At 74.2% G+C, this 17521-nt stretch carries 16 protein-coding genes; 10 read left to right on the top strand and 6 right to left on the bottom strand.

The features are described 5' to 3' along the window. Positions 1–103 precede the first annotated feature (103 nt). Together O7619_RS27080 and O7619_RS27075 are read right to left on the bottom strand one after the other, a co-directional pair. Complete coding sequence (locus tag O7619_RS27080; RefSeq protein ID WP_282284208.1) at positions 104–310, bottom strand: hypothetical protein; 207 nt, start codon at positions 308–310, stop codon at positions 104–106. Beyond that, on the bottom strand, positions 307–564 hold the full coding sequence (locus O7619_RS27075) for a hypothetical protein (RefSeq protein WP_282284207.1): 258 nt from the start codon (positions 562–564) through the stop codon (positions 307–309). Before O7619_RS27075 ends, O7619_RS27080 begins: the two co-directional genes overlap by 4 nt. A gap of 271 nt (positions 565–835) precedes the next feature. On the opposite strand from O7619_RS27075, the gene O7619_RS27070 reads away from it, so the two are divergent. The 3 genes from O7619_RS27070 (at position 836) to ssb (ending at position 3564) form a co-directional block, all read left to right on the top strand. Beyond that, on the top strand, positions 836–1228 hold the full coding sequence (locus O7619_RS27070; RefSeq protein WP_282284206.1) for a hypothetical protein: 393 nt from the start codon (positions 836–838) through the stop codon (positions 1226–1228). After that, positions 1228–2664 carry a recombinase family protein gene (locus tag O7619_RS27065; RefSeq protein WP_282284205.1) on the top strand — a complete coding sequence of 479 codons (1437 nt, stop codon included), beginning with the start codon at positions 1228–1230 and terminating at the stop codon, positions 2662–2664. Before O7619_RS27070 ends, O7619_RS27065 begins: the two co-directional genes overlap by 1 nt. Positions 2665–2742: 78 nt before the next feature. Beyond that, the gene (gene ssb / locus O7619_RS27060; RefSeq protein ID WP_282288965.1) at positions 2743–3564 is read left to right on the top strand and encodes a single-stranded DNA-binding protein; all 822 of its coding nucleotides are present in this window, start codon (positions 2743–2745) and stop codon (positions 3562–3564) included. A gap of 83 nt (positions 3565–3647) precedes the next feature. Here the strand turns inward: ssb and O7619_RS27055 are convergent, their stop codons facing one another. Beyond that, complete coding sequence (locus O7619_RS27055) at positions 3648–4853, bottom strand: pyridoxal phosphate-dependent aminotransferase (protein ID WP_282284204.1); 1206 nt, start codon at positions 4851–4853, stop codon at positions 3648–3650. A gap of 412 nt (positions 4854–5265) precedes the next feature. Between O7619_RS27055 and O7619_RS27050 the strand changes: the two genes are divergently transcribed. Then, complete coding sequence (locus O7619_RS27050) at positions 5266–6258, top strand: cobalamin biosynthesis protein (protein WP_282288964.1); 993 nt, start codon at positions 5266–5268, stop codon at positions 6256–6258. After that, a complete protein-coding gene (locus tag O7619_RS27045) occupies positions 6255–7799 on the top strand; it encodes a cobyric acid synthase (protein WP_282284201.1) in 1545 nt (514 codons plus the stop codon). Before O7619_RS27050 ends, O7619_RS27045 begins: the two co-directional genes overlap by 4 nt. 4 nt (positions 7800–7803) lie before the next feature. On the opposite strand, the gene O7619_RS27040 is transcribed toward O7619_RS27045, so the two are convergent. Next, the gene (locus O7619_RS27040) at positions 7804–8205 is read right to left on the bottom strand and encodes a rhodanese-like domain-containing protein (RefSeq protein ID WP_282288963.1); all 402 of its coding nucleotides are present in this window, start codon (positions 8203–8205) and stop codon (positions 7804–7806) included. A 111-nt stretch (positions 8206–8316) separates the two neighbouring features. On the opposite strand from O7619_RS27040, the gene O7619_RS27035 reads away from it, so the two are divergent. The 4 genes from O7619_RS27035 (at position 8317) to O7619_RS27020 (ending at position 12829) form a co-directional block, all read left to right on the top strand. Then, positions 8317–8970: a hypothetical protein gene (locus O7619_RS27035; RefSeq protein WP_282284200.1), complete on the top strand. Its 654-nt coding sequence runs from the start codon at positions 8317–8319 to the stop codon at positions 8968–8970. Positions 8971–8991: 21 nt separating this feature from the next. Further along, complete coding sequence (locus O7619_RS27030; protein WP_282284199.1) at positions 8992–10356, top strand: dipeptidase; 1365 nt, start codon at positions 8992–8994, stop codon at positions 10354–10356. Between the two features lie 147 nt (positions 10357–10503). Beyond that, complete coding sequence (locus O7619_RS27025) at positions 10504–10710, top strand: hypothetical protein (protein ID WP_091069481.1); 207 nt, start codon at positions 10504–10506, stop codon at positions 10708–10710. A 535-nt stretch (positions 10711–11245) separates the two neighbouring features. Beyond that, entirely contained in the window at positions 11246–12829 is a 1584-nt protein-coding gene (locus tag O7619_RS27020) for an ATP-dependent DNA ligase (protein WP_282284197.1), read from the top strand. Here O7619_RS27020 and O7619_RS27015 read toward each other — a convergent pair. After that, on the bottom strand, positions 12819–13706 hold the full coding sequence (locus O7619_RS27015; protein ID WP_282284195.1) for an SURF1 family protein: 888 nt from the start codon (positions 13704–13706) through the stop codon (positions 12819–12821). The two genes, O7619_RS27020 and O7619_RS27015, sit on opposite strands and share 11 nt — an antisense overlap. Before the next feature lie 132 nt (positions 13707–13838). Between O7619_RS27015 and O7619_RS27010 the strand changes: the two genes are divergently transcribed. Continuing rightward, positions 13839–15215 (top strand): cobyrinate a,c-diamide synthase, encoded by a 1377-nt coding sequence (locus O7619_RS27010; RefSeq protein WP_282284194.1) that lies wholly within the window; start codon positions 13839–13841, stop codon positions 15213–15215. 106 nt (positions 15216–15321) lie between these two features. Here the strand turns inward: O7619_RS27010 and O7619_RS27005 are convergent, their stop codons facing one another. Then, positions 15322–17454: a transglycosylase domain-containing protein gene (locus tag O7619_RS27005; RefSeq protein WP_282284192.1), complete on the bottom strand. Its 2133-nt coding sequence runs from the start codon at positions 17452–17454 to the stop codon at positions 15322–15324. Positions 17455–17521 lie beyond the last annotated feature (67 nt).

The raw sequence follows: 17521 nt of genomic DNA, 5'->3' as shown, positions 1-17521 counted from the left end.
CGGGTTGGTCGGTGGTCTCGCGGGTCGCCTCTTGCCAGGCGGCCCGCGTCTTGCTTCCTGGGTGGCCGGCCGGAGCCCTACGTCACGGCCGGCCACCCGCGGCTCACGCGGCCTGCTTGCTCGGCGTCGCCGGACCAGCCGGCGGCGGCGGCGTCACCGGCCCCGCCGGCGGACGCGGCCCCGTCACTCGGGACGCCGCCCGCCGGGCGGCGATCCCCGCGTAGATCTCGCCGAGCGCCTGGCCCAGCGACTCGGCGGCGGCCAGCCCGCCCGGCGACGTCGGGTCGATCGGCGCGACGCGGGCGCTCACGACGCCCTCCGTCCGAACAGCGCCTCCACCGTGGTCCCAAGGTCCTGCGCCATCCGCAGCGCGAGCGCCAGCCCGGCGCCCTTGTGGCCGTTGTAGATCAGCGACATGTGGGTCTTGTTGATGCCGTGCCGTGCCGCCTGCTGCTCCCGGGTCTTGAGGCCCTTCGCGTCGGCGAGGGCGTCGTAGACCTCCACCCGCAGCCGGACGACGTCGGCCTTCGGCGACGGTGCGTCGGGATTTGGCGTCGGTTCCATGTTCGCCACGTTAACCGTTGCCAAAAGGCGACGCAAGCAATGACGCCATCCGGCGTCGGTTTCGGCCGAACGGATGAGTAGCTACGACCACCGTGAATCCCTTATGGTTGCCCGTAGGCAACGCACCTGGGGAGGTCACACGATGCCGCAGCGAGTGATTCACAGCTCAGCCGTCAAGGAAAAGCGACGCTCACGCCACCGCCCAGGCGTAGCCAAAGAGCAACGCCCCGAGAGTTACCGCTGTAGGTGGTCCACCGCCTACCGTCGGGGCATGGGCGACGCCTCCACGCAACCCGAAGACTGGGCCGCATACCTGCGCCGCATGACGAAGCGGCCCGGCTGGAGCGTCGCCCGGCTCGCCCGCGAAGCCGGCGTCAACCGGGCCACCATCTTCGGCTGGATGAAGGGCGACGGCGTCACCGTCGCCAGCGTCAAGATGATCGCCCAGGCCCTCGGCGACGACGAAGGCCACGCCCTGGCCGCGGCCGGCGGCGCCGCGGCCGGCGGCGACCAGCTCGACGCCGACCTGCGGATCATCCAGCGGCGCCTCGCCGACCCGAGCACCAGCGACGCGGAGCGGGCCGTAATCCGGGGCGCGTTGCGGCACCTCGCCGAGCTGGCCGACCGGCAGGAGCAGGGCGACAACGGCCGCGCCGCAAGCTGATGCCCCGCCGCCGGACACCCCTCGCCGCGGTACCCGACCAGCCGAGCCGGGTCGTGCTCTACCGCCGCGTCTCCGCGCTCATGGGCCGCGACGGCGACGACTTCCACTCACCAGACGTCCAAGCCGCAGCCATGCGCCGCGCCACCACCGGCATGCACGAGGTCGCCGTCATCGACGACATCGACGTGTCCGGCACCCACTTCAACCGCGACGGGATCGAGCGCGTCCGCGCGCTCGCCCGCTCCCGGCAGATCGACGCCGTCGCGGTGTACGACGTCAGCCGATTCGGGCGGGACGTCCTGGAGTCCCTGCTCGTGCTCCGGGAGCTGTCCCAGTTCGGGGTCACGATCATCTCCGCCAGCGAACGCATCGACACGTCGACACCGTCCGGCGAGTGGATGCTGACCAACCTGCTGGCGATCGCGCAGATGCGCGCGAAGGAGATCGGCCGCAGTTGGTCCGGGGCGATCGCGGCGCGGGCGGAGAGCGGGCGGCACCACGGCCGGCCGCTCGGCTACACCCGGGTCGACAAGCAGATGGTGCCCGACCCGGTGCTCGGCCCGGCGGTCGCCGAGGTGTTCCGCCGGTACGCCGCCGGCGACCCGATCGGCGAGATCACCAGCTACCTGGCCGCCGTGCGCGGCCGGCCGATGCACACCGCCAACGTCAAGAAGCTGCTCCGCAGCCCCGTCTACCTCGGGAAGGTCGTCGCCGGCGACCAAGTCCTGCCCGGCCTCCACCCGCCGCTCGTCGACGAGCAGACGTGGGACCGAGTACAGCGGCGGCTCGCCGCCGAGGCCGGCACCCCACCCCGGCACCTCGCACCCACCTGGTCGCTGGTCGGCCTCGCCGAATGCCCGAACGGGCACAAGCTCCAACGGCAGGGCGAACGGCTCGTCTGCGGAGAGGGCTGCGGCGACGTCAAGGGCGGCACCTGCCCCGGCGTGGGCCGGCCCCGCCTGGCCGCCGTGGAGGCCGAGGTCCTCGACCAGATCGCCGGTTGGGCGGCCGAACTGCGCACCGACCACGTCGCCCAGGCCGCCCGGCTCGCCCGAGTCACCGCCGCCCGCGCCGACCGGGTCACCCTGGAGCGGGAGCTGAAGCAGGCCCGAGCGGCGATGGTCCGCCTCGCCCGGAACAACGCGCTGACGCCGCTGCCCGATGAGGTCTACCGGGAGGCGATGGCCGAGCTGCGGGAGGCGGAGCGGACCGCTGCGGTGGAACTGGCCCGGCTCGGTGATGACGATCCGTCACCGGACCCGGAGGTCGCCGCCGGCGCCGTCGACGCGCTGCTCGCGCTGTGGCACCTGCCGGAGGCGACGCACGCGGACCGGGGCAAGGCGTTGCGGTCGGTGGTGGAGCGGGTGCTGGTGCGGCCGGCGCAGCGGTGGCGGCAGCCGGAGGCCGAGCGGGTGACGGTCGTATTCCGCTGGTAGGTGTCCGGCATCGGCCACGACTGTGGGGCATCGGGAACATCGACTACGGGCCGTGCTCGTAGTCCGTGATGTCCCACGATCGTCGGCAACGTGCTGACCGCGCCGGAGTGGCGCCGGACCAACCAGAGCGGGACGCTCGTGGCCAACTTCAAGGTCGCCTCGACCGCGCGCCGCCTCGACCGCGACAGCGGGCGCTGGGTGGACGGCAACAGCCTTCGGGTACGCGTCAACTGCTGGCGACGCCTGGCCGAGGGAGTGGCCGCCTCGGTGGCCGTGGGTGACCCGGTGATCGTCGCCGGCCGGCTCTACACCCGCGACTGGACCGACGAGGCCGGCAACCACCGCACGATCTACGAGCTGGAGGCGATCGCGGTCGGGCACGACCTGTCCCGGGGGCGTTCCCGTTTCCTGCGTAACCAGCCGCGCGCGACCACCAGCACGGTTGAGGACGCCGAGGCGGAGCAGCGGGTGCACGGCGAGATCACCGAGGCGGTGCCCGACGAGGAGGCGCCGGCCACGCTCGACGACCGTCCGTTCGACGACGACTTCCCGCCGCCGGAGTTCGAGCCGGCTCGGGTCGGCCTCGCCGGTTCGCTCGGCCGGACGGTCGAACTCGACCCGTTCGACGACCGGCCCGGCGACGGGGGCGTCCAGCTCGGCGGTACGGGTGCCGACGAGGGGGACGAGTTGGGCGGCGAGGAGGGGGACGAGTTGGGCGGCGAGGAGGGGGACGAGTTGGGCGGCACCGAGGACGACGAGCTGGCCGAGGTGAAGCCGCCCGTCGTCGAGGGGCGTGCCGGTGCGGGGTCGACCGGAGCGGACCCGGGCGACGAGAGGCCGGTCGGCGGCCGGGCCGCCTCGGGTCGTCGCGGCCGACGGCGTACCCCGGTGCCGGCCTGAGCGTCCGGACGGTGCGACGGGGGTGCGGGGTGGCGACGCCGACGCCGCCACCCCGCACGTACGACGGGTGCCTCCGTCCGGCGCTACTGGTGGTAGGTGGAGAGGAAGGTGCGGAGCCGGGAGACGGCGTCGTCGAGGACGTCCGTGGCGGCCAGGAAGACCATGCGGAGGTGGTCCGGGGTGTCGAGGTTGAAGCCGGTGCCGTGGGAGATCAGGAGGTGCTGCTGCTCCAGGAGGTCGATCACCAGGCGCTCGTCGTCGTGGATCTTGTGGACCTCGGGGTCGAGGCGGGCGAAGAGGTAGAGGGCGCCGGCCGGTTTCACGCAGTCGACGCCGGGGATGTCGACGAGGGACTGCCAGGCATGGTCGCGCTGCTCGATCAGGCGGCCTCCGGCGCGGGTCAGCTCCTCGATGCTCTGGTAGCCGCCGAGCGCGGTCTGGATGGCGTGCTGGGCGGGCACGTTCGGGCAGACGCGCATGTTGGCGAGCAGTTGCAGCCCGTCCAGGTAGTCCGAGTCGCCGCCGCTGAAGCCGCTGGTGGCGAGCCAGCCGGAGCGGAAGCCCGCGGCCCGGTAGACCTTGGACAGGCCACCCATGCTGACCACCGGCACGTCCGGCGCGAGGGCGGCGAGCGTGTGGTGCGTCGCGCCGTCGTACACGATCTTGTCGTAGATCTCGTCGGCGAAGATCAGCAGATCGTGCTTGCGGGCCAGCTCGATCATGCCGAGCAGCACCTCACGGGAGTAGACCGCGCCGGTCGGGTTGTTCGGGTTGATCACCACGAGCGCGCGGGTGCGGTCGGTGATCCGCGACGCCATGTGTTCCAGGTCCGGCGCCCAGTCCGCGCTCTCGTCACACCGGTAGTGCACGGCGCGACCGCTGCACAGGTTTACCGCGCCGGTCCAGAGCGGGTAGTCCGGGCTCGGCACCAGCACCTCGTCGCCCGTGTCCAGCAGCGCCTGGAGCACCATCACGATCAACTCGGAGACCCCGTTGCCGAGCAGCACGTCGTCCGGCTGCACGTCGGGCACCCCGAGAGTCTGGTAGTGCTGGGCCACCGCGACGCGGGCGGAATAGATGCCTCGCGCGTCGCTGTACCCCTGCGCGGCCACGATGTTCTGCACGACGTCGGCGACGATCGGTTCCGGCGTGGCCAGCCCCCACGGCGCCGGGTTGCCCAGGTTGAGCTTGAGGATCCGGTGCCCGGCCGCCTCCAGCTCCTGCGCTCGGCGCAGCACCGGGCCGCGGATGTCGTACCGGACACTCTTCAGCCGCTGCGCCTGCCGCATCGGACCCCCTCCACGAACGCCGTGTACCCGATGATCAATGCTAGGCGTTCCTCCGTGAACGTTAGCCGGTGTGGGCAGCCAGGCGGCCGTGGCAACGACAACGGGCGGGCCTGCTCGGCCGCACCCGCGACCGTTCGAGATCCACTCCACCTCGGGGAAATGGTGGCATCAGCGCGGCCTCGACCCCGCCGCCTCGGCGCAGTGGAGTGGATCTTGCCGCCGCGCCGCCGCGCCGCCGCGGCGGGGTCGGCGGCCGGGTGATCGGGGCTGTCGTCAGCTCGGCTCTTCGTCGGCGAGGCGCTTCCTGGCGTGGCTCGACCGGTTTCGCCGCGGCGCGGACGGACCGCCGTGAACCACCGGTACGGCTAGGCTGGCCGGCCGGAGGTGGTGACGGGTGCGGCAGGCGACCGCCATGGCGAACGCGACCGGGCTGGTGGCGGGCTACGCGCTCGACGTGCTGCTCGGCGACCCACGCCGGTGGCATCCGGTGGCCGGTTTCGGGCGCGCGGCGGGTGCCCTGGAGCAGCGGATCTACCGGCCCGACCGGGCGGCGGGCGCCGCGTTCACCGCGCTCGCGGTCGGCGTGCCGGTGCTGCTCGGTGCCGCCGCCGCGCGTGCCACCCGGCGTCATCCGGTGGCCCGGGTCGTGCTGGTGGCCGCCGGCACCTGGACCGTGCTGGGCGGGCGGACGCTGCGGCACGAGTCCCGGGTGATGGGGCGGGCGCTGCGCCGGGCCGACCTGCCCGCCGCTCGGGCGCGCCTCGGTCACCTCTGCGGGCGGGACCCGTCCGCGCTCGACGAACCCGAGTTGGCCCGGGCCACCGTCGAGTCGGTCGCCGAGAACACCTCCGACGCGGTGGTCGCGCCGCTGGTCTGGGGAGCGGTCGCCGGCCTTCCGGGCCTGCTCGGCTACCGGGCGGCGAACACGCTCGACGCCATGGTCGGGCACCGCTCACCCCGGTACGCGCGTTTCGGCACCCCGGCCGCCCGGCTGGACGACCTGCTGAACCTGGTGCCGTCCCGGCTGACCGGGCTGCTCACCGTGGCCGTCGCGCCGGTGGCGCACGGAGACCGGGCCGCGGCCTGGCACGTGTGGCGGCGGGACCGGGCCGACCACCCGAGCCCGAACGCCGGGCAGTGCGAGGCGGCGATGGCCGGCGCGCTCGGCGTGCGGCTGGGCGGGCGCAACGTCTACTTCGGCCGGTCCGAGACGCGGCCGTACCTCGGTGACGGGCCCCGGCCGGAGGCGCGGCACCTGACGCGGGCGGCGCGGATCTCCGGCGCGGTCGGCTTGGCCGCGCTCGGCCTGGCCGCGCTCTACCCGGTGACCGTGGGCCGGCTGGCCGGCGCCACCGCCCGCGCCGCGCTGCGATGGCGGCCGGAGCGCCGGGGGAGCGGGCGGTGAGCGGCGGGCTGCTTGTCGCCGGCACCACCTCGGACGCCGGCAAGAGCGTGCTCACCGCCGGCATCTGCCGCTGGCTGCGCCGCCGGGGCGTCCGGGTCGCCCCGTTCAAGGCGCAGAACATGTCGAACAACTCCGCGGTGGTGGTCGGCCCGGACGGCCGGGGCGGCGAGCTGGGCCGGGCGCAGGCCATGCAGGCCGCCGCTGCCGGACTCGCCCCGGACCTGCGGTTCAACCCGGTGCTGCTCAAGCCCGGCAGCGACCTCGCCAGCCAGGTGGTGCTGCTCGGCGAGGCGGTCGACACGGTCACCGCCGGCAACTACCACGCGCTGCGGCCCCGGCTGGCCGCCACCGCGTACGCGGTGCTGGCCGAGCTGCGCGCCGAGTACGACGTGGTGATCTGCGAGGGCGCGGGCAGCCCGGCGGAGATCAACCTGCGGGCCGGCGACTACGTGAACCTGGGGCTGGCCCGGCAGGCGGGGCTGCCCGCGATCGTGGTCGGTGACATCGACCGGGGCGGCGTGTTCGCCTCGATGTTCGGCACCGTGGCGCTGCTCGACGCGGCCGACCAGGCGCTCGTCGCCGGGTTCGTGATCAACAAGTTCCGCGGTGACCTCGGGCTGCTGCGGCCCGGGCTGGACATGCTGCGTCAGGTCACCGGCCGCCCCACGTACGGGGTGCTGCCCTGGGCGCTGGACCTGTGGCTGGACGCGGAGGACTCACTCGCGTACGGGCGGGTGCTCGGTCGACCGGCGGCGCCGCGCGGCACCGACTGGCTCGACGTGGCGGTGGTCCGGCTGCCCCGGATCAGCAACGCCACCGACGTCGAGGCGCTGGCCACCGAGCCCGGTGTGCGGGTACGGCTGACCGTCGAGCCGGCCGAACTGGCCGCCGCCGACCTGGTGGTGCTTCCCGGTTCCAAGTCGACCGTCGCCGACTTGGCCTGGCTGCGGGAGACCGGGCTGGCCGACGCGGTGCGGACGCACGCCGCCGCCGGTCGTCCGCTGCTCGGCATCTGCGGCGGGTTCCAGATGCTCGGTCGGGCGATCCACGACCCGGTGGAGAGCCGCCGGGGTAGCGTCCCCGGCCTCGGGCTGCTGCCCGTCGAGGTCACGTTCGACAGGCGCAAGACGGTCCGCCGGGCCGAGGGCACGGCGGCCGGCGACGCGGACGTGCCGGTGCACGGGTACGAGATCCACCACGGTCGGGTCTCCGCCGCCGGCCCCGGCCTGCCGCCGCTGCTGCGGTATGCCGACGGCACCGGCGAGGGCGCCCGGCTCGGCGCGGTGTGCGGGACGCACTGGCACGGCGCCTTCGAGTCCGACGCGTTCCGTCGGCGGTTCCTCACCGAGGTCGCCCGGGTGGCCGGGCGGACCGGTTTCAAGGTCGCGCCGGACACGTCGTTCGCGGCGGCCCGGGAGCGGACGCTCGACCTGCTCGGCGACCTGGTGGAGGAACACCTCGACACCGACGCGCTGTGGCGGCTGATCGAGTCCGGCCCGCCACCGGGCCTGCCGTTCGTGCCGCCCGGCGCACCCGGCTGAGGGGTCAGGGCCGCACGTCGGCCGGGCGGTCGGACATCGGCAGCCCCGCCTCCCGCCACCCCTGCACACCGCCGATCATGTCGGTGGCGTGGCGCAGGCCGAGCGTCTGGAGGCTGGCGGCGGCCAGGCTGGAGCTGTAGCCCTGCCGGCACACCACCACGATCTCCCGGTCGTACCCGGTCGCCTCCGGGATGCGCCACGCGCTCGCCGGGTCGAGCCGCCACTCCAGCACCGTGCGGTCGATGACGATCGCGCCGGGCAGCTCACCCTCCTCGCGACGCTGCGTCTCGGTGCGCGTGTCGACAAGCAGCGCGCCGCCGCGTACCGCCTCGACCGTCTCGTGTGGAGTGAGCCGGCGGAGACCGGCGCGGGCCTGTTCCAGAAGGGCGTCGACGCCCGGACACATCACGTCATGGAGCACCCCCAGATCATGCCCGCGGCACCGCCACACCGCCCGGCGAAACGGCCCGGCCGGGTCGCAGGATCTCCCGGACGGGGGAACGTTAACGTCGGTCGGGTGAACGTGGCGGTGGTCGAGGCGTACACCGGGTTGGCCCGCCGGGTGCTGGCCGGGCCGGCGCGGTTGGGGCGTACCCGACTGGTGGCGGTCGACGGGCCGAGCGGCGCGGGCAAGAGCGTGTTCGCGACGCGCCTCGCGGACGCGCTCGCGACGGTGCCGGGCGGCGGCCGACCGCCGCTGGTCCGCACCGACGACCTGCTCGACGGCTGGGACGACCAGCTCACGTTCTGGGACCGCCTGGAGGAGTGGGTGCTCGGGCCGGTGCGGGCCGGGCGGGCGGGCGGCTACCGCCGGTACAGCTGGGTCCGCCGCCGCTTCGGCGACCGGGTGGTGCCGGTGCCGGCCGCGCCGGTGCTGATCGTCGAGGGGGTGAGCGCGGCGCGCGCCGCCGTACGCCCGGAGCTGACGCTCGCCGTGCTGGTCACCGCGCCGGCCGGGCTGCGGCTGTCCCGGGCGCTGGCCCGCGACGGCGCGCAGGTGCTGCCCGAACTGCGCCGCTGGCACGCCGGGGAGCGGGCGCACTTCGCCGCCGACGGCACGCGGGCCGCGGTGGACCTGGTCGTCGACGGCGCTCCCGACGTGCCGCACGATCCGGGCCGCTACTACGTGCGGGCCGGGCGGCGGCCGGGCTCGGACGATGTGGCCGGGTAAGGCCGGCATACGATTCCGCTCATGACCACTCCGATCATCTCCGAGTCCGAGGTACGGGCCGCCGTCGCGCGCGAGCTACCAGGTGTCCGTGCCGACCTGGAGCGACTCGTCCGCATCCCGGGCATCGCCTTCGAGGGCTTCGACCACTCACACGTGGAGCGCTCCGCCGAAGCGGTGGCGGAGCTGCTGCGCGGCTGCGGCCTGGACACCCGGATCGTCCGTTCCGGCGGCCAGCCGGCGGTGATCGGGACGAGGGCGGCCCCGGCCGGCGCGCCCACCGTGCTGCTCTACGCCCACCACGACGTGCAGCCGGTCGGCGACCTGGCGCTGTGGGAGTCCGACCCGTTCGAGCCGGTGGAGCGCGACGGCCGCCTCTACGGCCGGGGCGCGGCCGACGACAAGGCCGGCATCATGGCGCACGTGGCCGCGCTGCGGGCGTACGGCGACCGGCTGCCGGTCGGCGTGGTGCTGTTCGTCGAGGGCGAGGAGGAGTACGGCTCGGACTCGCTGGAGCGGCTGCTCGCCGAGCACCGCGACGACCTGACCTCGGACGTCATCGTGATCGCCGACTCCACCAACTGGGACGTCGGGGTCCCGGCGCTGACCACCTCGCTGCGCGGCATCGTGAACTGCTTCGTGGAGGTGCGCACGCTCGACCACGCGGTGCACAGCGGCATGTTCGGCGGCGCGGTGCCGGACGCGCTCACCGCGCTGGTGAAGCTGCTCGGCACGCTGCACGACGACGCCGGTGACGTGGCGGTGGACGGGCTGGCCGGGCGGGAGGGCGCAAGCGTCGACTACCCGGAGGACCGGTTCCGCGCCGAGGTCGGCCTGGTCGACGGCGCACGGCTGTTCGGCACCGGCCGGATCACCGACCGGCTCTGGACCAAGCCGGCGCTGGCGATCCTCGGCATCGACGCGCCCGCCACCGGGGAGGCGCCGAACGCGCTGGTCCCGGCCGCGAAGGCGAAGCTCAGCGTACGGCTGGCGCCGGGCGACGACCCGAAGAAGGCGTACGCCGCGCTGACCGCGCACCTGGAGCGGAACGCGCCGTGGGGCGCGCAGGTGACGGTGACGTTCGAGCACGACGGCGCGCCCTGCGTGATCGACGCCGGCGGGCCGATGTTCGACGCGGCGCGGGCGGCGTTCCGGGCCGCGTGGGACGGCACCGATCCGGTCGACATCGGGGTGGGCGGCTCGATCCCGTTCATCGCCACGTTCCAGGAGATGTTCCCGCAGGCGGCGATCCTGGTGACCGGCGTGGAGGACCCGCACGCGCGGGCGCACGGGCCGAACGAGAGCCTGCACCTGGGCGAGTTCGCCCGGGTCTGCCTGGCCGAGGCGCTGCTGCTGGCCAAGGTGGCGGAGGCGGGGGTCGGGGGGTGAGGCGGGGGCCCTTCTTAACGGATTCTGCATAGGCGGGGGCCCCGCTTAACGTCCGACACCGACACGTGAGGTGTCAGAACCGTAACTTCGGGATGGATGTCGGAGTTTGCGGTGTGTCGACCGGCTGGGTGTTATAGCCTTTCGAACATGCGTACGAACGACGAGATGGCGCGGCTCCAGGCCGCCGTCCGTGCTCTGGGGGACGTCGACGTCTCCGCGTGGCCCGAGGCCACGCTCAAGGAACAGCTCGGTGAGCTCTCGGCCACGCTGGTCACGCTCGACGCGCTGCTCACCCGGGTCGCAGAGGGGGTGCGTGGGCGCGGCCTGCGGGTCGAGGAGCCGGTCTCGGCCTGACCGCCGGTCGAGGAGCCTGGCCGCCGGTCGTGGAGCCTGGCCGCCGGTCGGGGAGCCTGGCCGTCGGTCGGGCGGCCGGTGCAAGCTGCCGTCCTCGCCTTTTGCCATAACCTCTGCTCCTGGACCAAGAGAGCGAGCATCCACCATCCGGGACCGCCGGAGACCTCGGTGGGAAAGGCCCCAGTACGGGCTGTGTCGCACCAAGTCACCTGGTCCCTTCGGGACGCCGCGCAGGCGTCCAAACGGACAACTGGCGCACGGTGGCCTGCTCGCCGGCCGGGCCTCGTGTGCGGAAGGGTGCGCGGCGATCATCTGCCCGTGATCGACACCATTTCGGTGACGTGGTGGCATCGCCGGTAGTCGGATACCGCCACTTCACCGAACTGGCGTCCGGCCGACCGACGTCTCCCGGGCATTGCGGGTATCAAGAAGGGCCACATGGACCGGTCGGATCTCGACCCGATCCCATCCACAGTCACCCGCGCGGGTTGCCGGAAGCGCCCGGGTTGTCGCAGGTGACTGGCAGGATGTGGGCGTGCGTTTCGCGGAGTTGGCGGCCACCTCGGCCGCGGTCGGCGCCACCGGCGGCCGGCGGGCCAAGGTGGAGCTGCTGGCCGCCGCGCTGCGCGGCCTCGACCCGACCGAGATCCCGGCCGGGGCCGGCTACCTCGCCGGTGAGCTGCGCCAGCGGCAGACCGGCGTGGGCTGGGCGGGGCTGCGAGACCTGCCCCCACCGGCGGCCGTGCCGACCCTGACCGTGGGCGCGGTCGACGCGGCGATCGAGGAGATCTCCCGGGTCGCCGGCGCCGGCTCGCAGGCCCGGCGGCGGGAACTGGTCGGCCGGCTCTTCGCCGCGGCGACCGCCGACGAGCAGCGCCTGCTGACCGGCCTGTTCCGCGGCGAGTTGCGCCAGGGCGCCCAGGCGGGCCTGCTCGCCGAGGCGGTGGCCCGGGCCGCCGACGTGCCGGTCACGGCCGTCCGGCGGGCCCTGCTGCTCGCCGGTGACCTGCGGGCGGTGGCCAGCGCGGCGCTCACCGGCGGCGCCGCCGCGCTGGCCGGGTTCGGGCTCCAGGTGGGCCGTCCGCTCGCGCCGATGCTGGCGCAGAGCGCGCCCACGGTCGACGAGGCGCTCACCGCCACCGGCGCGCCGGCGGTGGTGGACGTCAAGCTCGACGGCATCCGCATCCAGGTGCACCGCTCCGGGGCGGACATCGCGATCTTCACCCGCAGTCTCGACGAGATCACCGGCCGGCTGCCCGAGGTGGTGGCCGCCGTCCGCGCGCTGCCCGCCCGCGAGTTGGTGCTCGACGGTGAGGCGATCGGGCTGGACGCCGCCGGCCGGCCGTTGCCGTTCCAGCAGACGTCGAGCCACGCGGCGCGGCGCACCACGCCCAGCACCACCGGCCGCAGCCCGGTGGCGCCCGCCGTGCTCGCCGCCGCCGAGCGGGCCGGCGAGGCGGTGCTCACGCCGTACTTCTTCGACCTGCTGCACCTCGACGGCGCCGACCTGATCGACCTGCCCGGGCGGGAGCGGTGGGCGACGCTGGCCCGCGCGGTCGACCCGGCGCTGCTCGTCGGCCGGGTGGAGGTGGCCGACGCGGCGCAGGCCGGCGCGGCGTTCGCCGCCGCGGTCGACGCCGGCCAGGAGGGCGTGGTGGTGAAGGACCCGGCCGCGCCCTACGACGCGGGGCGGCGCGGTTCGGCCTGGGTCAAGGTGAAGCCCCGGCACACGCTCGACCTGGTGGTGCTCGCCGTCGAGTGGGGCAGCGGCCGGCGTCAGGGTTGGCTGTCCAACCTGCATCTGGGCGCCCGCGACCCGGGCACCGGCGAGTTCGTCATGCTCGGCAAGACGTTCAAGGGGCTGACCGACGAGCTGTTGCGCTGGCAGACCGAGCGGTTCCTGTCATTGGCCGTGGAAAAGGGCGACTGGGTCGTCCGGGTGCGGCCGGAACAGGTGGTCGAGATCGCCTTCGACGGGGTGCAGGCGAGCAGCCGCTACCCGGGCGGGATGGCGTTGCGCTTCGCCCGGGTGGTGCGCTACCGGGACGACAAGACCGCCGCCGAGGCGGACACCATCGACGCGGTCCGGGCGATCCACGCCGGCCGGGTCACCGGCTGAGCCTCTCCACCGGCTCGACGGCGCGGTCCGCCGGCGAAGCCGCCCGGTCCGCCGGCTCAACCGCCCGGTCCGCCGGCTCGGCGGCGCGGTCCACCGGTACGCGCGGGCCGTCCAGGCCGGCGCGGCGGCGGGCCTCCCGGCGCGCCACCCAGCCGTAGCCGACCAGGCTCATCACCGCGAAGATCCACCACTGCCACACGTAGCCGAAGTTCTGCCAGTTGTTGGTGTGCCCGATCGGCACGGCCTGGAAGGCCGGGTCGGCGGCCGGGGTCTGCCCGTCCAGCAGCACGTATCCGCCGGTCACCGGGTAGGGCAACTGCTTCGCCAGGCGGGCGATGTCGATCCGCCGGGCCTCCAGCTTGCCGTCCCGCCGGGCGACGCCACCGCCGCCGCTCTCGCTGCCCACCACCCGACCGGTGACGGTCACCTCACCGGTGGGCGCCGCCGGCACCGGGGGCTGGACGGTGGCGGCACCGCCCGGGACGGGTGGGATCCAGCCGCGGTCCACCAGCACCGCGCTGCCGTCGGCCAGGACCAGCGGGGTCAGCACCTCGAAGCCGACCGTGCTGTCGACGGTCCGGCCGCGGACCAGGACGACGTTCGCGCTGTCGTAGCGGCCGGTGGCGGTGACCCGGCTCCAGGTGAGCCGCTCGGCCGGGGCGGGGCCCACGCTGCCGGGGCCGCCGGCCGGCGCGGGCAGGGCGTCACGCAGCGGCGCGGGGGTCATGGTGGCGCCGGCGTCGATCCGGTCGTTGATCGCCGTCCGGCCGTGGTAGCGGTCCAGTTGCCAGTTGCCGAGGAACACCATCACGGCGGCGGCCACAAGCGTCAGCGCCAGGTAGCCGAGCCAGCGCGGGGTCAGCAGGAACCGGTACACGGTTGCCAAGGCTACCCGTGTGAGCGGGCACACTTCCGCGGCCGGGCGGAAAGCGACGGCGGGCGGACCGCGTACACGGCACCGGGCGGGTATGGTCACGCGGGCGGAAACCCCCGGACCCAGGAGTCGATGATGACCGACGTGCCGCGCGTCGTGCTGAGCGCGCCCTCCTCGGGGCACGGCACCGGCGCCCTCTCCCTCGGCCTGCTCGCGGCCCTCGGTGACCGGGAGCTGGCGGTGGCCGGGTTCAAGGTCGGCCCGGACCAGGTGGACGCGGCATACCTCGGGCTGGCCGCCGGCCGCCCCGGCCGCACGCTCGACCCCCGGCTGGTCGGCCCGGAGCGGATCGCCCCGCTCTTCGCGCACGGCGCGGCCGGCGCCGGGTTCGCGCTGGTCCAGGGCACCATGGGGCTCTACGACTCGGTCGCCGGCCGGCCGGAGAGCGAGTCCACCGCCGCCGTCGCCACCGCGCTGCGCAGCCCGGTGGTGCTGGTGGTGGACGTGGCCGCGATGGGCCAGTCGGTGGCCGCGCTCGTGCACGGCTTCCGGGCGTACGACGAGCAGCTCTGGCTGGGCGGCGTGATCCTCAACCGGGTGGCCTCGCCGCGACACGAGACGCTGCTGCGCGAGGCGCTGGACGACGTCGGGGTGCCGGTCTACGGCGCGCTGCGCCGGCACGAGCTGCCTCCGGTGCTGCCGGCCCGCCGGCACGGCACGGCGCCCGTGGTGCGCGGTGACGCCGAGGCCGAGCGCGGGGTGCGCCGCCTCGGTGAGGCGGTGGCCGCCACGGTCGACCTGGACCGGCTGCTGACGCTGGCCCGATCGGCCCCGGCGCTGACCGTCGAGCCCTGGTCGCCGGAGCCGGCGGACGGGTCGGCCGCGCCCGCCGAGCGGCCGGTGGTCGCGCTCGCCGGCGGCCCGGCCGGCAGTTACAGCCACCCGGAGACCGCCGAGCTGCTGCGCGCCGCCGGGGCCGAGGTGGTCACGCTCGACCCGCTGCGCGACGAGGCGCTGCCCGCCGGGACCCGCGCGCTCGTCGTCGGCGGCGGGCTTCCGGAGGCGTACGCGGAGCAGCTCTCCACCAACCGCCGGCTCTGCATCGCGGTGGCCGAGCTGGCCCGCTCCGGCCGCCCGGTGGTCGCCGAGGGCGCCGGCCTGCTCTGGCTGGCCCGGGAGTTGGACGGCCAGCCGATGTGCGGGGTGCTCGACGCGGTCGGCACGGTCCGGGACGGCCTGGTGGTCGGCTACCGCGAGGCCACCGCGGTCACCGACAGCGTGGTGGCGCCGGCCGGGGTCACGGTGACCGGGCACAAGCAGCACGCCGCCGTGCTCACCCCGCGGGCCGGTGACCGGCCGGCGTGGCAGTGGGGCGGTGGCACCCCGGAGGGCTTCGTGCGCCTCGGCGTGCACGCCTCACAGCTCGTGCCGCACTGGGCCGCCCTGCCCGGCATCGCCCACCGCCTGGCGACCGCCGCCGCAGCCCCCACCCCCGCCCCAGCCCCCGCCTGACCCTGACGGCGAAGTCGATCAAGGAGTTCGCGTCGGGGATCAGGTGGTCCCGGACGCAAACTCCTTGATCAACTGACCCGGGCGCACCCCCGGGCAGACCGAGAGGTCAGCCGACGATCCGGTCGGAGGGTGGGGTGAACTGGCGGGTGGGCTGGCCCTTCAGCGCGTCGCGCAGCGTCTGCGCCACCGCGTTCACCGGGACCTGGGACTGGCCGTCGCCCACCGCGTTGAACGGATTGTCCGGATCGGCGATGAAGCTCGCCGCGGCCAGCTCCGGCGTGTAGCCGACGAACCACGCCGACCGGGTGCTGTCCGTGGTGCCGGTCTTGCCGGCGACCGGCCGACCGACCGTCTTCCGGACGCTGTCCGCCGTCGACCAGCCGCCGCAGGTTCCCTTGGCCGGGGTGTCGCCGGTCGGGCAGCGCGCGGCGTCGGTGGCGGCCCGGGCCGCGTCGGCGCTCACCACCTGGCGGCACCGGGGCTTGGCCACCTCCCGTTGCACGCCGCCCGGGGTGGACCAGGTGGCCGGCGTGCCGTCCCGGTTCATGATCGCGTTGACCGGGATCGCCTCGCAGTAGCGCCCGTCGGCCGCGACGGCCGCGTACGCGTTCGCCATCTCCAGCGGGGTGGCGTCGGAGACGCCGAGCGTGAACGCGCCCCACTTCCTCGCCTTGCCCGGCGACGCCTGCTCCCGGTCCACGTCGGTGCGCCAGCGCAGCCCCAACTGCTCGGCCAGGCGCACCCCGGCGTCCGCGCCGACCTTCTCCTCCAGTTGGACGAAGTAGGTGTTCACCGACTTGCCGAAGCCGGACCACATGGTCTGCCGGCCGGTCATCGCGGCGCTGGCGTTCGACGGCGCCCATCCGTCGTAGACCGCGGACTGGTACTTGTACGGCGAGTCGAACGCGGTCGACAGCGGCATCCCGGCGTTGAGCGCGGCGAGCATCGGGAACATCTTGAACGTCGAGCCGGCCTGGTAGCCGGGGAGCGTCCCGCCGCCGAGCAGCGGCGCCACCGTGTTCGGATAGTTGGCCTTGACCTTCGGGCCGGCCTCCGGATTCGAGCTGTTCGGGTTCTCGGCCAGGTCCAGCGAGTAGTTCCGGTTCACCGCCATCGCCTTGATCCGCCCGGTGCCGGGCTCGGCGACCACGATCCCGTTGGCGAACGGGCTGCCGGTGTTGTCCTTGGCGCCCACGTTCTTCTCGGCCGACGCCTGGGTCCTCGGGTCGAGCGCGAGCACGATCCGGTAGCCGCCGCGACGCAGCTTGTCCATCCGTTCCAGGCGGTTCTCGCCGAACGCGGGCTGCGCGCTCCACCAGTTCTTCAGGTAGTCGCAGTAGAAGCCCCAACTCCGGTGCGCGCCGTCGATCGCGGCGCAGTCGTTCGGCGGGTCGGTCAGCTTGAGCGTGATCGGCTGGGCCTTGGCCGCCGCGGCGGCGTCCGGTGACAGGTAGCCGAGGCGGGCCATGTTGTCCAGCACGTAGTTGCGCCGGCCGGTGGCGTCCTTCTGGTCGGAGGTGATCGGGTCGTACTCCGAGGGGGACTTGACCAGCCCGGCCAGCGTGGCGGCCTCGACCGGGGTGAGCGTGGCCGGGGTCTTGGAGAAGAAGATCTGCGAGGCGGCGTAGATCCCGTACGCCCGGTGGCCGAAGTAGGCCGAGTTGAGGTAGCGCTCCAGGATCTGGTCCTTGGTCAGGTGCTTCTCGATGTCCAGCGCCATGCGCATCTCCTTGACCTTGCGCAGGCTGGTCTGCTGGGTGGCCTCCTGGACCTCCTTCGGGGTGCTCGCGCTGTCCCGCAGGGCCATCCGGACGTACTGCATGGTGAGCGTGGAGGCGCCCTGGGAGACGCCGCCGGAGCGGGCGTTGGAGACGAAGGCGCGGGCCACGCCCTTCGGGTCGACGCCGTGGTGCTGATAGAAGCGGTTGTCCTCGGCGGCGACGATCGCCTGCTGGATGTTCGGCGACATGTTCTCGATCTTGGTGTACTGCCGGTACTCCTCGTAGAACATGGTCAGCACGGTCCTGCCGTCGGGCGCGTAGACGTACGAGGTCTCGGCCGGCAGGGCGGTCTTGAGGATGCTCGTCTTCTGCTGCACGGCGTGTGCGGTGGCCTTCGCGCCGATGCCGGCGGCGGCGGCGAGCGGATACATCGCGGCGGCGACGACGATGCCGGCGATCAGCCCGGCGCGAAGGAGGGGCACGGCACGACCAGCAGAGGCAAGGGGTCGGTTGCTCACGGGGTCAAGCTATGACATTTCCGATTCGGAAATGAGAAGAATTCATAAACGGGTGGGTCGTGACGCG

It is taken from the genome of Micromonospora sp. WMMD998 (genome assembly GCF_029581235.1).
In the GTDB taxonomy this organism is placed as follows: Bacteria; Actinomycetota; Actinomycetes; order Mycobacteriales; family Micromonosporaceae; genus Micromonospora.
This window is presented reverse-complemented; position numbering and strand designations above follow the sequence as displayed.